At 73.3% G+C, this 12968-nt stretch carries 9 protein-coding genes; 2 read left to right on the top strand and 7 right to left on the bottom strand.

Annotation, left to right across the window (positions count from 1 at the left end; genetic code table 11):
* The first annotated feature begins 155 nt into the window (after nt 1–155).
* Nucleotides 156–599: a thioesterase family protein gene (locus QJS33_RS04040; RefSeq protein WP_306366482.1), complete on the top strand. Its 444-nt coding sequence runs from the start codon at nt 156–158 to the stop codon at nt 597–599.
* A gap of 428 nt (nt 600–1027) precedes the next feature.
* Here the strand turns inward: QJS33_RS04040 and QJS33_RS04035 are convergent, their stop codons facing one another.
* The 3 genes from QJS33_RS04035 to QJS33_RS04025 all read right to left on the bottom strand — a co-directional run bounded on the left by QJS33_RS04035 (nt 1028) and on the right by QJS33_RS04025 (nt 4388).
* A complete protein-coding gene (locus QJS33_RS04035) occupies nt 1028–1558 on the bottom strand; it encodes a globin (RefSeq protein WP_306366481.1) in 531 nt (176 codons plus the stop codon).
* Between the two features lie 122 nt (nt 1559–1680).
* The gene (ettA, locus tag QJS33_RS04030) at nt 1681–3345 is read right to left on the bottom strand and encodes an energy-dependent translational throttle protein EttA (protein ID WP_306366480.1); all 1665 of its coding nucleotides are present in this window, start codon (nt 3343–3345) and stop codon (nt 1681–1683) included.
* Between the two features lie 62 nt (nt 3346–3407).
* Nucleotides 3408–4388 (bottom strand): DUF4192 domain-containing protein, encoded by a 981-nt coding sequence (locus tag QJS33_RS04025; RefSeq protein WP_306366479.1) that lies wholly within the window; start codon nt 4386–4388, stop codon nt 3408–3410.
* A gap of 303 nt (nt 4389–4691) precedes the next feature.
* Here QJS33_RS04025 and QJS33_RS04020 point away from each other — a divergent pair, with 303 nt between their 5' ends.
* Nucleotides 4692–4940 (top strand): hypothetical protein, encoded by a 249-nt coding sequence (locus tag QJS33_RS04020; protein ID WP_306366478.1) that lies wholly within the window; start codon nt 4692–4694, stop codon nt 4938–4940.
* A gap of 197 nt (nt 4941–5137) precedes the next feature.
* Here QJS33_RS04020 and QJS33_RS04015 read toward each other — a convergent pair whose 3' ends face one another.
* From QJS33_RS04015 to cobA, 4 genes are all read right to left on the bottom strand, one after another.
* Complete coding sequence (locus QJS33_RS04015) at nt 5138–6409, bottom strand: GGDEF domain-containing protein (protein WP_306366534.1); 1272 nt, start codon at nt 6407–6409, stop codon at nt 5138–5140.
* A 641-nt stretch (nt 6410–7050) separates the two neighbouring features.
* Nucleotides 7051–9549, bottom strand: a complete 2499-nt coding sequence (locus QJS33_RS04010; RefSeq protein WP_306366477.1) for a GTPase — start codon at nt 9547–9549, stop codon at nt 7051–7053.
* Nucleotides 9546–11444, bottom strand: coding sequence for a GTPase (locus QJS33_RS04005; RefSeq protein ID WP_306366476.1), 1899 nt, complete (start codon nt 11442–11444; stop codon nt 9546–9548). The genes QJS33_RS04010 and QJS33_RS04005 overlap by 4 nt, the downstream gene beginning before the upstream one ends.
* Nucleotides 11445–11506: 62 nt before the next feature.
* Nucleotides 11507–12787, bottom strand: a complete 1281-nt coding sequence (gene cobA, locus QJS33_RS04000; protein ID WP_306366475.1) for a uroporphyrinogen-III C-methyltransferase — start codon at nt 12785–12787, stop codon at nt 11507–11509.
* Nucleotides 12788–12968 lie beyond the last annotated feature (181 nt).

Raw genomic sequence — 12968 nt, 5'->3', positions numbered from 1 at the left:
GCGCGCCGCCCGGTGGCATACCGGGGTGGGGCCGCTCTCGCCCCCGGGAGAGCAAGGACACAGGCCCCGCGGGCACCCGACCGTGTGCCCGCGTGCCCCGTCCTGGGAGAATCGGAGCCGGGCCCACCCCCGCAGAGCCAGGAGAGGACACGGACGTGACACAGACCGAGGAGGCCGCGGGCACCGGAACGGAGACCGGGCCGCGCCGACACGTACACCTGGCGCAGGTCCGCTACGCCGACCTCGACCCGCAGCACCACGTCAACAACGTCCGGATGCTGACCTACCTGGAGGACGCCCGCATCTCGTTCCTGCGGTTCAGCGGAGCGGTCGAGGGCGAGGAGGTGTTCGGCGCCATGGTGGTGGCCCGTCAGGAGGCCGACTACGTGGCGCCGCTGCTGCCGCGTTCGGAGCCGGTGCGGGTGGAACTGTGGGTGACCGAGGTGCGCAACGCCAGCTTCTCCCTGGCCTACGAGATCCTCGACGACGACCGCGTGTACCTGCGCGCCCGGACGGTGATCGTGGGCTTCGACGTGGCCACGCAGCGCGCCCGGCGGCTCAACGGCGTCGAGCGCGCCTTCCTGGGGCAGTACATCTGACCGGCTCTCGGCCCCGACCACCTCGGGGTCCACCGGGGCGCGGGTGTCCGGTATGGACGCGTAGGGCCCCTCGTGGTCGTCCAGCCCAGCGCGAAGACCGCGCCGACACCGCCGCCGACATGAGCAGCAGCACGGCACCGGCCGCTGCGAGGACCGGGCCCGTGCACGTCCCGCTCCGCTGAGACGGAGGGGGCGGGCGGAAAGCGCCGGAGGCCGCAGCGGGCCTGCCCGGCCTGCGGGACACCGAAGGTGCCGGGGGTGCGGACCCCGCGCCCGGGGACCGGTGACCGTACCGCGGCCGGGCCCGGTCGGGCGGCGCGGGGCCGCCCGGGGGACGTGAGAGGTCTCCGTGCATTCCACGAACGGTGGCGCCGCCCGGGAGGGGGCGTTCGGACGCCCCCGCGGACGGCGTGCTCCGGGGATGCGGGCTACCTGAGGGAGATGGTGACGACCTCGCCGTCGTCGCCCTCGTCGTCGTCGGCGGACTCGGAGGACACGGCGACCCGGGTGGGGTCGGCGACCGCCGGGCGGGCCGCCTCCTCCGGGACGTTCACCATGCTGTGCGCCGCCATGACCATGTACTCCCACAGCTGCCGCTCCAGCACCTCGTGCAGGCCCAGGGAGTCGACGGCGGCACGCATGTGCCGGAGCCACAGGTCGCGTTCGGCGATCCCGATCCGGAACGGGAAGTGGCGCATGCGCAGCCGCGGGTGGCCGCGCAGCTCGTTGTAGGTGCGCGGGCCGCCCCAGTACTGGATGAGGAACAGCCGCAGCCGCTCCTCGGCCGGCCCCAGGTCCTCCTCGGGGTACATGGGCCGCAGGACGGGGTCGTCGGCCACGCCCTCGTAGAAGCGGCGGACCAGGCGGGTGAAGGTCTCCTCACCGCCCACGGCCTCGTAGAACGTCATGTGCACGGGCTCCTCGCCCGGGCTCTGCTGGTCATCGCGCGCGGAAGTCATCGCCCCTAGGGTATGCGACGTTCCGTCCCCGTTCCGAGGGCCGCAGGACCCGGGAACAGAGCCGAAGGGGCCGCGGGACCGTCACCGGTCCCGCGGCCCCGTACGACGGCTGCGAGCGGACGCTAGTCGCGGGTGAGCTTGCGGTGGGTGACCGCGTGCGGACGCGCGGCCTCCGGGCCCAGGCGCTCGATCTTGTTCTTCTCGTAGGACTCGAAGTTGCCCTCGAACCAGAACCAGTCGGCGTCGCCCTCCCAGGCCAGGATGTGCGTGGCGACGCGGTCCAGGAACCAGCGGTCGTGGGAGGTGATCACGGCGCAGCCCGGGAAGTCCAGGAGCGCGTTCTCCAGCGAGCCGAGGGTCTCGACGTCGAGGTCGTTGGTGGGCTCGTCCAGGAGCAGCAGGTTGCCGCCCTGCTTGAGGGTGAGCGCCAGGTTGACACGGTTGCGCTCACCGCCCGACAGGACGCCGGACTTCTTCTGCTGGTCGGAGCCCTTGAAACCGAACGCGGCGACGTAGGCGCGGCTGGGGATCTCGACCTTGCCGACCTGGATGAAGGTCTCGCCGTCGGAGATGGTCTCCCAGACGTTCTTGGAGTCGTCGATGCGGCCCCGGTACTGGTCGACGTAGGAGATGTCCACGGTGTCGCCGATGTTGATGGAGCCCTGGTCCGGGGTCTCCTCGCCGACGATCATCTTGAACAGGGTGGTCTTGCCGACACCGTTGGGGCCGATGACGCCGACGATGCCGTTGGGCGGCAGCGAGAAGCTGAGGTTCTCGATGAGGACGCGGTCGTCGAAGCCCTTGGTGAGGTTCTTGACCTCGACCACGGTGGTGCCCAGACGCGGGCCCGGCGGGATCTGGATCTCCTCGAAGTCCAGCTTGCGGGTCTTGTCCGCCTCGGCGGCCATCTCCTCGTAGCGCTGGAGACGGGCCTTGCTCTTGGTCTGGCGGGCCTTGGCGTTGGAGCGGACCCACTCCAGCTCGTCCTTGAGGCGCTTGGCGCGCTTGGCGTCCTTCTGCCCCTCGACCTTCAGGCGGCCCTGCTTGGTCTCCAGGTAGGTGGAGTAGTTGCCCTCGTAGGGGTAGAACTGCCCGCGGTCCAGCTCCAGGATCCAGGTGGCCACGTGGTCGAGGAAGTACCGGTCGTGGGTGATCGCGATGATCGTGCCCGGGTACTTGGCCAGGTGCTGCTCCAGCCAGTTCACGCTCTCGGCGTCGAGGTGGTTGGTGGGCTCGTCGAGGAGCAGCAGGTCGGGCTGCTCCAGCAGCAGCTTGCACAGGGCGACGCGGCGCTTCTCGCCACCGGAGAGCCTGGTGACGTCGGCGTCCCCGGGCGGGCAGCGCAGCGCGTCCATCGCCTGGGCGAGCTGGCTGTCCAGGTCCCAGGCGTTGCGGTGGTCGAGCTGCTCCTGTAGCTTGCCCATTTCTTCGAGCAGGTCGTCGGAGTAGTCCGTCGCCATCTGCTCGGCGATCTCGTTGAAGCGGGTCAGCATCGCCTTGGTCTCGGCGACACCGTCCTCGACGTTCTCCAGGACGGTCTTGCTCTCGTCGAGGTGGGGTTCCTGGGCGAGCAGGCCGACCGTGAACCCGGGCATGAGGCGCGCCTCGCCGTTGGACGGCTGCTCGATGCCGGCCATGATCTTCAGAAGCGTCGACTTACCCGCACCGTTGGGGCCCACGACACCGATCTTGGCTCCGGGCAGGAACGACCCCGAAACGTTGTCCAGGACGACCTTGTCGCCGTGCGCCTTGCGCACGTTGTTCATGGTGTAGATGTACTCCGGCATGCCTCCAGCCTAGGGCGTCGGGGGTCGTGCCCCCGCCATCGCGGGGGCCGCCTCCCGAGCGGTCATCCCTCCCCCGTGGAATCGCGCCACCGCTCCACCGGGAGCCCCCAGGCCAGCGCCCGGCCCATGAGCACCGCCATGGAGTACCCGGGGTCGGCGGCCAGGGCGGTCTCCACGGCGGCCATGGCGAGCACGTCGTCCCCCTGCTGCCAGGCGGCGACCGCGGTGAGCGCGGCGGGGGCGGCCCGCCACCGGTCGGGCAGGTGGCGGACCAGGTGGGCCCACAGGTCGCGGTGGCGCGGGGCGGTGCTCGCGGTGATGGCGGACCAGGCCCGGTCCCGGACCCGGACGTGCCCGAGGTGGACGCCCAACCGGGCGGTGTCCTCGCGCCCGGGGAGCCCGTCGCCGCAGGTGGCCGCCCGGACCGCCGCCGTGCCCCGGGTGATCCGGGTGCTCTCCGGCAGCGCCCGCACCCGGGCCGCGAACGCCTCGGCGACCGCGCCCACCGCCGCCCGTTCGGGCGCGTCCACGGGCGCCAGCAGGGCACGGACGCGCCGGAGTTCGACGGGCGGGACCCGGGGCGGCCGGGCGGGGGTGATGCCGCGCAGGACGGCCCCGGCGGGCACCGGTGAGCCGTCGACGTCGATGACGGTGCCCTCGGGCGGACAGCAGGTGGGGGACGCGCAGGTGTAGGACCAGTAGCGCCCGCCGGTGACGCGCAGGGCGTCGATGATGTTCACTCCGCGTTCACGCGCGGCGAGCATCAGGGCGTCCACGTAGGGCGTGACCCGCTCGGCCGGCCCGTAGGCGACGATGAGCAGTCCGCTACAGCCTTCGGCGACGGCCAGGTCGACCGGCGGCCTCGCCCGCTCCATCGGCGACAGGTGCCGGTGCGCCTCGTCCAGCGCCCCGCAGAACGCCGCGTGCACGCCGACCCCCTTGGCCGCCAGTACCACGATCCCGGGGTCGGGCGGCTCCCCCACCAGGTAGGGCATCCCGGCGATGATGTCCAGCGGGTTGCGCAGCGCCAGGCGCCCGCCCACCGGGACCCCGTCCGCGGTGGTCCCCCTCCGTCCGGCACCGGCCCCGACCGGCCCCGGGCCGCCGGTCGGCCTCCGTTCTCCCCCCGCATCGGCACCTGAGCCCTCGCCCCGCCCGCCCGCGGCGTCGGCGGGCGGCCCGGGGATCCTCCCGGCATGCGGACCGGAAACGCCACCGGCGGGCGAACGGGCATCATGGGCCCCGCTCGGCCCACCCGACGAGGCGGCATCGACCCCCTCCGGAGAATCGGACGGCAGATCGGCACCACCCACGGCATCGGCGGGCGGCCCGGAGACGCTCCCGGAATGCGGGCCGGAGGCGCCACCGGCGGGCGAACGGGCATCATGGGCCCCGCCCGGTCCACCCGACGAGGCGGCATCGACCCCCTCCGGAGAATCGGACGGCAGATCGGCACCGCCCACGGCATCGACGGAGCGATCGACCCGACGGGCTGCGGCGCCACCGGCGGGCGGACGCTCGACGGGCACGGTGGGGCGGGGCGGCTGCAACGGGGGCGGGAGGAGGCCTTCGGGCCGCGGGGCCGGGACGGGTGAGGGCGGGAGGGCGTCGGCGGGCGGACGCGGCACGGGGATCCGGCGGCGCGGGAGCGGGGGCCGGGGGTCGTCGGGGGCGGCGGACTGGGCGGAACGATCCTGGTCGAAGTGCATATATTCACGGTGCGTGACGGACCGGCGGCGCGCAACGGGCTTCGGTCTCCTGTGGAAAACCCCGGGAGCGGTCCAGTCGCCCGTCAGGCGTCCGCGATGCCCTGCGGCCGTTCCGGGACGGCCGGCGTCCCACGGCCCTCGCGCGGCTCCGGGGCCTCGCCGTCATCCCGGCCGTCCGGCAGGCACACCCGGTTGCGCCCGGTCTCCTTGGCCCGGTAGAGCGCCAGGTCGGCGGCGGTGAGCAGTTCCACCAGGTCGTTCCCGTGCTCCCCGACCACGGCCAGGCCGACCGACACGGTGACGGTGACCTTCACCTTCTCCACCGCGATCTCCATGCACCCCACCTCCACGCGCAGCCGTTCGGCGGCGTGCCAGGCCTCGTTGACGTCGGAGCCCGGCAGCAGCACCACGAACTCCTCGCCGCCGAACCGCCCGAGCAGGTCGGACTGGCGCAGGTGGTGGGAGATCGTGGTCGCGACCCCCATGAGCACCTGGTCCCCGAAGAGGTGCCCGTGGGTGTCGTTGACGCGCTTGAAGTGGTCGATGTCGATGATCAGGACCGCCGACCGGTTGCGCGCGGCACGGGCCCGGGCGATCTCGATCGACGCCTCCTGCTCCCAGGTGGGCGCGTTGAGCAGCCCGGTCTTGGGGTCGGTCCGCGCCGCGTTCTGCAACTGCTGGTAGAGCAGGCTGCGCTGGAGCAGCAGGATCGGCGGCAGTGCGATGGGCACCAGGAACAGGGAGATGTTGCACAGGATCGCGACGACGATGCCCATGCTGATCTCGACGGCGTCGACCATGAGCGACTCACGGTCCCACAGCGGCGGCAGCTTCCGCTTGCCCCGCATGCTGATCCGGATCGCCAGGGCGACGGCCAGCGTGTTGAGGAGTGTGAACACGGCACAGCCGGCGAAGGCCACCAGGAGTCCGGGAAGGGTGGCCAGCCACTGGGACACCTCGCCGGACCCGCGCAGCCCTTCCATCAGGTCGCCGCTGATCAGCCAGTGCCAGACGACGGAGATGAGGAACCCGAACAGGCCGACGGAGACCATGTTGAAGACCCGCCGGTACATCAGGGTCTGCCGGATCCGCCGCTGGTTGAGGAGGTAGATCGGGATGGGGATGAGGAACGCGTAGACGGGGGGCAGCAGCAGGACGACGGGGAACCACCAGGCGCCCAGCAGGTCGCGGCTGCTCCCCGCGTGCCGCTGCGTCTCCAGCCGTCGGCTGCCCTCGACACAGACGGCGGCACCGATCGTGAACACGACGAGGACGACGAGGTCGGTGACGGAGAAGACGGTCACCGCGAACGCCAGCCCGCACAGGAAGAGCGCGGCGAGCACCATCAGGGACATGTAGACGATCAGTCCGGGCGGCTCCTGAAGGAACGGCCAGCGTGCCCGGTCCAAGGTGCCGAGCGACGGCCTGCGCCTCTCCGAATCCCTCACTCCCCCGCCCTCCCTTCGCCCTCCACCACGGCCACCCCTTCCCTCTCGGCACCGATCGTGACCCACCTCCTCCGGGGACCCCCCTAGGACGGAGGCTTCTCGCTCGGCGTTCCCCTACCGTGCCACCCGGTCACCGCTCCTGGATAGATGTGTTCCCAAGTGGTGACCCTCGGTTCCCGGGCAAGGCGGCACCCCATCACTTTACATTACTTTGGGTAATAGCTTAATTGCTCAGTGTATGAGATCGGGCATGAGAAAACCACTGACATCGAGTACCACAACGGGGGTGGATAGAACACGAGAACTAGGGCATTCTGCTCTAGGATCCGGAGCCGCCTCCCGGATCCTGGAGCACCGCCCCACTCGATGCTCCACCGTCTCAGGGCCGCGTGACGCGGACCCGCCCAGAAGGAGTTCAGATGATCGGCAGCGGCATAGTTTGGGTCTGATCCCCACGAAGAAGCCCGGGTGCGGATGATTCGACACCATCCGCACCCGGGCCTCACCGCCCGCGGTGGCGGCCTCCCGGGGAGGCCGCCACCGTTCTCTCATCGTTCTTCCGCCGGTGCCGCCACCTCGTACGCGGCGCGGAACGCCCGGTAGCGCGCGAGTTCGGCCTCCATCGGCTCCACCACGCGCGCCGCGGCGATCTCCCGCACCTTGGCCTGGGCCGACCGCTCCACGTCCTCCCGGCGCTGCACCGCGGCCACCTCCACGAGGTTCCCGCAACCGACGCCGGTCAGCCACCCCACCGCGAGGGCGGCGACGACCAGGGCGGACGCGTAGGCCACGAACACCACGTCGTCGAACATCGCGAACCCGGTGATCCCCCCGCCCAGCCGGCTCACCAGCGCCACGAGCGCCCAGGCCAGCCCGGCCCCGGCCACGGCCAGCAGTGCGAACTGCACCGACCGCGCCATCCGCCACCACGACGGGCTCTGGTCGGGGTCGCCGACGGCGGACGACACCGCCCCGCCCAGCTCGGCCGGCAGCTCGGCCACCGACGACCGGGCGGCGGCGCGCATCCGGCGCCGCCACGGCGCGGGCATGTCCTCGGAGACGGCGTCGGCCGCGTCGGACAGGACCGTCTCCAGCTCGGCCTCGTGGGCGTCCACCGGCCCGCCCAGCACCTGGTCGCCGTCCTTGCGCAGGAAGTCGAGCTGTACCGCGGCCAGCGGGTCCTTGCGCAGGCGGGCCGCCCTGCGGGCGACCGGCCAGCCGACCCGGCGCCGCCCCCGGCGGACGTCGTTGGCCTCGACCGCGTCGGCGACGGCCGTGACGGCGGCCGCCCGGGCCAGCCCCTCCTGAACGCGCGAGCGCACCTCGGCGGGGACGCTCTCGGGGATCTCCGCCTCGCCCGTGTACTCGGCGTAGGGGACGACGACCTGGTCGAGGTCGGCGACGAGCCGGTCGACGAGGGCACGCCGGTCGCGCACCGTCTCGGCGAGGAACTCGTGCAGGTCCCGGATCCCCTGCCCGGTGAGGGTGGAGGTGGTCAGCACCCGGGGGTGCACACCGGACTCCGACTCCAGCAGGCGGCGCAGGTCGGTGAGCAGCTCCTTGAGCTCGTCGGGTTCGACCTTGTCCACCTGGTTGAGCACCGCCACGGTGACCGCGCCGTGCCCGGCCATCTTGGCCAGGTAGCGGTGGTGGACGGCGGCGTCGGCGTACTTCTGCGGGTCGAGCACCCACACGAGCAGGTCGACGGAGCCGATGAGCCGGTCGGCCTCGGCGGTGTGCATGCTGCGCACCGAGTCGTGGTCGGGCAGGTCGAGCAGGACCAGCCCGGTCAGCTCGGAGCTGCCCGAGTCCAGAACACTGCTGCGCGAGTGGCGCAGGCGCGTGGGCACGCCGAGCCAGCCCAGCAGGGCGTCGGCGCCCTCGTGGCCCCACACGCAGGCGTGCGCCTGGGAGGTGGTGGGCCGGGTGATGCCGGTCTGCGACAGTTCCAGCCCGCACAGGGCGTTGAACAGGGACGACTTACCGCTGCCGGTGCCGCCCGCGAGGGCGACGACGGTGTGCTCGGCGGACAGCCGCAGGCGGGCCCCGGCGTGGTCGAGCAGTTGCCCGGAACGGGCGGTGATCTCCTGCGGCAGGTCGCCCTGGCCGAGCTCGGCGAGGGTGGCCAGGGCGTCGAGCCGCTCGATCAGCTCGGCGCGGGTGGTGTTCCTGGTGTGCTGCCAGGAGTCGTGGGTGGTGGGCCGGTACTCCTCGTCGGAGTCGGGGCCCGTGGACTCCGCCGCGTCGGGGTCCACGGCCCGGAAGGAACCGGAGACCGCGGAGGGTCCGGGAACACGGCGGGGCAGCGGCTCCGGCCCGTCGTCACCGGCGTCGGCCGCGGCGGATCGCTCCGCCCGGCCCGGGTGGCCGCCGGGTTCGGGCACCCAGGGGTCCTCGTCGGCGACCGGTCCGGCGGGGACGGCCTGCGGAGCGGTCTGTTCCGGGGCCGCCGCGGGCGCCCGCCCCTCGCCCCCGGCACCGTCCGACTCCTCCTCCGCGGAGGTCCGGGCGGTACGTTCCACCCGGGCGCGCCGGCCCGTGGCGGGAACGGCGGCGAAGGACCCGGTGTTGGTGCTGCGCCCGGCGATGCGCGTGTCGTCGGCGGCCTCGGCGAGACTGCCCACCCATCCGGCCAGGCCGTCGGGGTCCTCGTCGACGGCCTCCGCCGCCGGTCCGCCCGCGTCGTCGGCCCTCTCCGGCCCGTCCGCCGCGGAGCGCGGGGCCGCCGCATGGCGCGCATGGCGGCCGCTGCGGCGTGCGGCCCGGGCACCGGTGTCCTCGGGCGCGGTGCCACCGGCCCCCTCGGGGGCCTGCGGCGCCTCCTCGGCGGGCTCGTCCGGGGCGGCCGGCGCCTTGTCGGGGTAGGCGGAGATCCCGTCGTGCGCGGGTTCCTCCGCGTCCCCTCCGGGGCGGGCGTGGTCCGGGTGTTCGGGGACCGGCACGGTGTAACCGCGCCAGGGCCCGTTGTCCGCGGGTGCCGGTGCGTCCCCGTCCGGGGCGGCGTCGGTGTCCCCGTGCGCCTGCGCGGGGTTCCACTGAGTCGTCATCGTGCTATCTCAAGGTTGTACGTGGCCTGGTAGAGCTGGACGGCGGCGTCCTCGGAGGGGATCCCCGCCGACGCCAGTGCGGTGTCGAACGGGGCCCGCTCGCGGTCGAGCAGGCCGTTGATACGGGCGATGAGGTTCTCCCTCGCCTTCGCGCCGATGCTGCGCAGCGACTGCGCGCCGAACAACCCCTTGAGCAGGCGTTGCGGGGACGGACCGGGGGGCTCCGCGGCGTGCGCGCCGCCCCCGGAGCTGGACCGCTCGTAGCCGAGCAGGTCGATGATGAGGATCAGGGTGACGATGTCCCTGTCGAAGGTGACCAGGCGGGCGACGGAGCGCTTGGTGGCCCCGGCCTCCCCGGTCATCTCGGCGATGTCGCGCTGCCACTCGCCGATCTCCTGGCGGATCTGCTGGACCAGGAGGCCGGTGCCGGGCTGGTCGAGGGCCTTGGCGGCCAGGTCGCCGCCGCCGGGGACCTCCCGCCAGACGCTGTCGACCTCTTCGGCGGCGCGTTCGCAGGAGGACACCACGAGGGCCTCGACGGCGTCGCGGACGGCACGTTCCAGAGCGGCCACCCGCTGTCCGCGCTCGGCCTGCTCGGCCCGGCCCGCCCGGCGGGAGCGCCGGCCGCGTGGGCGCAGGCTGCGGGCGAGTTCGCCGCTGGCGGCGACCTCCTGCCAGCGGGCGATCAGTGAGCCGCGCAGCAGGGAGCCGTCGCCGAGCCCGCTGCCGATGCGTGCCCGGGAGTCGGCGTAGGCGGTGTCCACGGCGGTGGCCATGACGCGGCCGGCCTCGATCTGGGTCTCCACCTGGCGGGCCAGCTCCGGCACCCGGGTACGGAAGCTGTCGATGACCCCGATGAAGGTGCGCCGGGACACGCGGTCGCGCTGCTCGGCCTCGCCCGCCACGTCCGCGAGGAAGCCGCGGATGTGGTCGGCGACGTTGGCGGTGAAGCGTTCGCCCTGGATCTGGTCGGTCTCGGGGATGGCGAACCGGGCCGCCGCGCCCAGTCCGTTGGCCTCCAGCATGGCGCCGAAGTGGTCCAGGAGCCGGCGGCGGCCCCGGCGCGGCACCCGGGACAGCACGACCGCCATGGAGGTGTCACGATCGCGGGCGACCTGGAGGAACTCCCACACGCGGGCGTCGGCGTAGCGGCTGCTGGTGGTGACGAACACCCACAGGTCGGCGGCGTCGAGGAACTTGGCCGCGAACTCGTGGTGGGCGGCCACCGCGGAGTCGACGTCGGGGGTGTCGAGCAGGGCCACGCCGGGGGGCATGGCCTCGGTGGCGGCCAGGACCAGCATGCCGTCCTTGCCCGGCATCGCCAGGCCCTGCTGGCGCACACGCGGCAGGGACGGGATGAAGGAGGCCTCACCGAACCAGTCCACGTCGGCCGGGTTGCACGCCAGGACGGGGCTGTTGGTGGTGGGCCTGCGCACGCCGGTGGTGGTGACCTGTTCGCCGACCAGGCTGTTGACCAGGGTGGACTTGCCCGCACCGGTGGATCCCGCGACCGCGATGAGCAGCGGGATGTCGGGGCGGCGCACCCGGGGCAGCACATAGTCGGAGAGCTGGGCGAGCACGTCGGCCTGTAGGACGCGCCCCTCCTCGGCCCCGGGGAGGTCGTCGGCGAATCTCAGGTCGCGGATCTGCTTGCGCAGGGATTCCAGGACCTGCTCGAAGCGGTCGCTCTCCGGAGCGGGGGCTCGGTGTTTGGCGGGTCCGGCCGGAACGGGGACGGTGGGCCCCCGCCGGGCCTCGTTGATGGCCCGGGGGTCCCCCCCGGGCAGTGGTCCGGAGCCCTGGGCGGGCTGTTCGGAGGTGGCGGCCGGTCCGGTACCGAACCGGTCCGCGGGACCGGAACCGGTGGTGTCCGGCGCGGCCGACGGCCGGGTCATGATCGGTATGCCCTCCTCAACGGTGCTGGCGTCCCTCCGGGCGGGCGGCGCCATCGGGGGGGTTATGGCAGATCGCGCCCGGTCGCCAGTCGGTGGGTCTCGAACTGGTTCCCCGTGTGCAGTATGTCAAGTTCCCGCGCTGTTTGGACCACTTCCCCGATGATCACCACCGCGGGGGGCCGCACACCGGCCTTCGCGGCCGAATCGGCGATGGTGGCCAGCGTACCCGTGACCGTCCTCTGCCCGGGCAGGGTCGCCTCCTGGACGACGGCGACCGGGGTGTCCGCGGAGCGCCCGTGGGAGACGAGCGCGTCGGCGATCGCGGCCAGGCGCTCGACCCCCATGAGGGCGACGACGGTACCACCCGCGCGGGCCAGCCCGGCCCAGTCCACGGTGGACCGGGGGTCGCCGGGGGCGACGTGGGCGGAGACGATGTGGAGGTCCTGGGAGACACCGCGGTGGGTGGCGGGGATCCCGGCGGCGGCGGGGGCGGCGAGCGCGCTGGTGACGCCGGGCACGGCGATCACGGGGATCCCGGCGGCGGCGCAGGCCGCGGCCTCCTCTCCCCCGCGGCCGAAGAGGAAGGAGTCGCCGCCCTTGAGGCGGACCACGAACTTCCCCTGCCGCGCGCGGTCGACGAGGATCCGGTTGATCTCCTCCTGCAGCATGGAGCGGCCGTAGGGGATCTTGGCGGCGTCGACGATCTCCACGTCGACGGGGAGCCGGTCCAGCAGGGAGGTGGGGGCGAGCCGGTCCACCACCACGACGTCGGCCTGGGAGAGCAGCTGCCGGCCCCGAACCGTGATCAGACCGGGATCACCGGGACCGCCGCCGACCAGGGCGACGCCGGTGAGGCGCTCGCGCCCGCGGCGGGCGTCCAGGGTGCCGTCGGCCAGGCCGTCGACGATGGCGTCGCGCAGTCCGGCGGAGCGCCGCGGGTCGCCGGAGGCGACGACGCCGACGGTGATGCCGCCCTCCTGGCCGCTGGCCGGGGTCCAGGCCGCGGAGGCGTGCCGGTCGTCGGCGCGCACGCACCAGATGCGCGCGGCCTCGGCTTCGGCGGCGACGGCGGCGTTGACCCCGGGGTCGTCGGTGGCGGCGTGGACCAGCCAGTAGGCGGGTGCGTCGGGTCCGGCGACGTCGCCGGGCTCGTAGGCGCGGGCGGTCCAGGTGATGCGCCCGGCGGCGGCGAGGTCCTCCAGCGCGGCGGAGACGGCCGGGGCCACCACGGTGACCCGGGCACCCGCCTGGAGCAGGACGGGGACACGGCGTTGGGCGACGCGGCCGCCGCCGATGACGAGGACGTCACGGTCGTGCAGGCGCAGGCCGAGGAGATAGGTCACGGGCGCACCCCTTCGGTCGTCGGTTCCGGCGGACCCCGGCGACGGCGGCGGGGCACCGGCGGGGGCGTCACCGGGCACACCGCCCGGGCTCCCGCCGGGATGGTCGGCGATTGCTCCAAATTACCTTGTCAAAACGGTATTACGGGGAGATGAAGCAGGCCCTGTGGAGAATGTGAGACCG

Origin of the sequence: Nocardiopsis sp. CC223A, from assembly GCF_030766825.1 — a bacterium.
Taxonomy (GTDB): domain Bacteria; phylum Actinomycetota; class Actinomycetes; order Streptosporangiales; family Streptosporangiaceae; genus Nocardiopsis.
The sequence above is the reverse complement of the archived record's forward strand: the minus strand, read 5'-3'. Positions and strand labels throughout refer to the sequence as shown.

Excerpts from the sequence above, each read along its gene's own strand:
- QJS33_RS04035 (WP_306366481.1), bottom strand. The coding sequence starts at position 1,558 with ATGACTTCCGCGCGCGATGACCAGCAGAGCCCGGGCGAGGAGCCCGTG.
- ettA (WP_306366480.1), bottom strand. The coding sequence starts at position 3,345 with ATGCCGGAGTACATCTACACCATGAACAACGTGCGCAAGGCGCACGGC.
- QJS33_RS04020 (WP_306366478.1), top strand. The coding sequence starts at position 4,692 with ATGCGGGCCGGAGGCGCCACCGGCGGGCGAACGGGCATCATGGGCCCC.
- QJS33_RS04015 (WP_306366534.1), bottom strand. The coding sequence starts at position 6,409 with ATGTCCCTGATGGTGCTCGCCGCGCTCTTCCTGTGCGGGCTGGCGTTC.
- QJS33_RS04010 (WP_306366477.1), bottom strand. The coding sequence starts at position 9,549 with ATGACGACTCAGTGGAACCCCGCGCAGGCGCACGGGGACACCGACGCC.
- QJS33_RS04005 (WP_306366476.1), bottom strand. The coding sequence starts at position 11,444 with ATGACCCGGCCGTCGGCCGCGCCGGACACCACCGGTTCCGGTCCCGCG.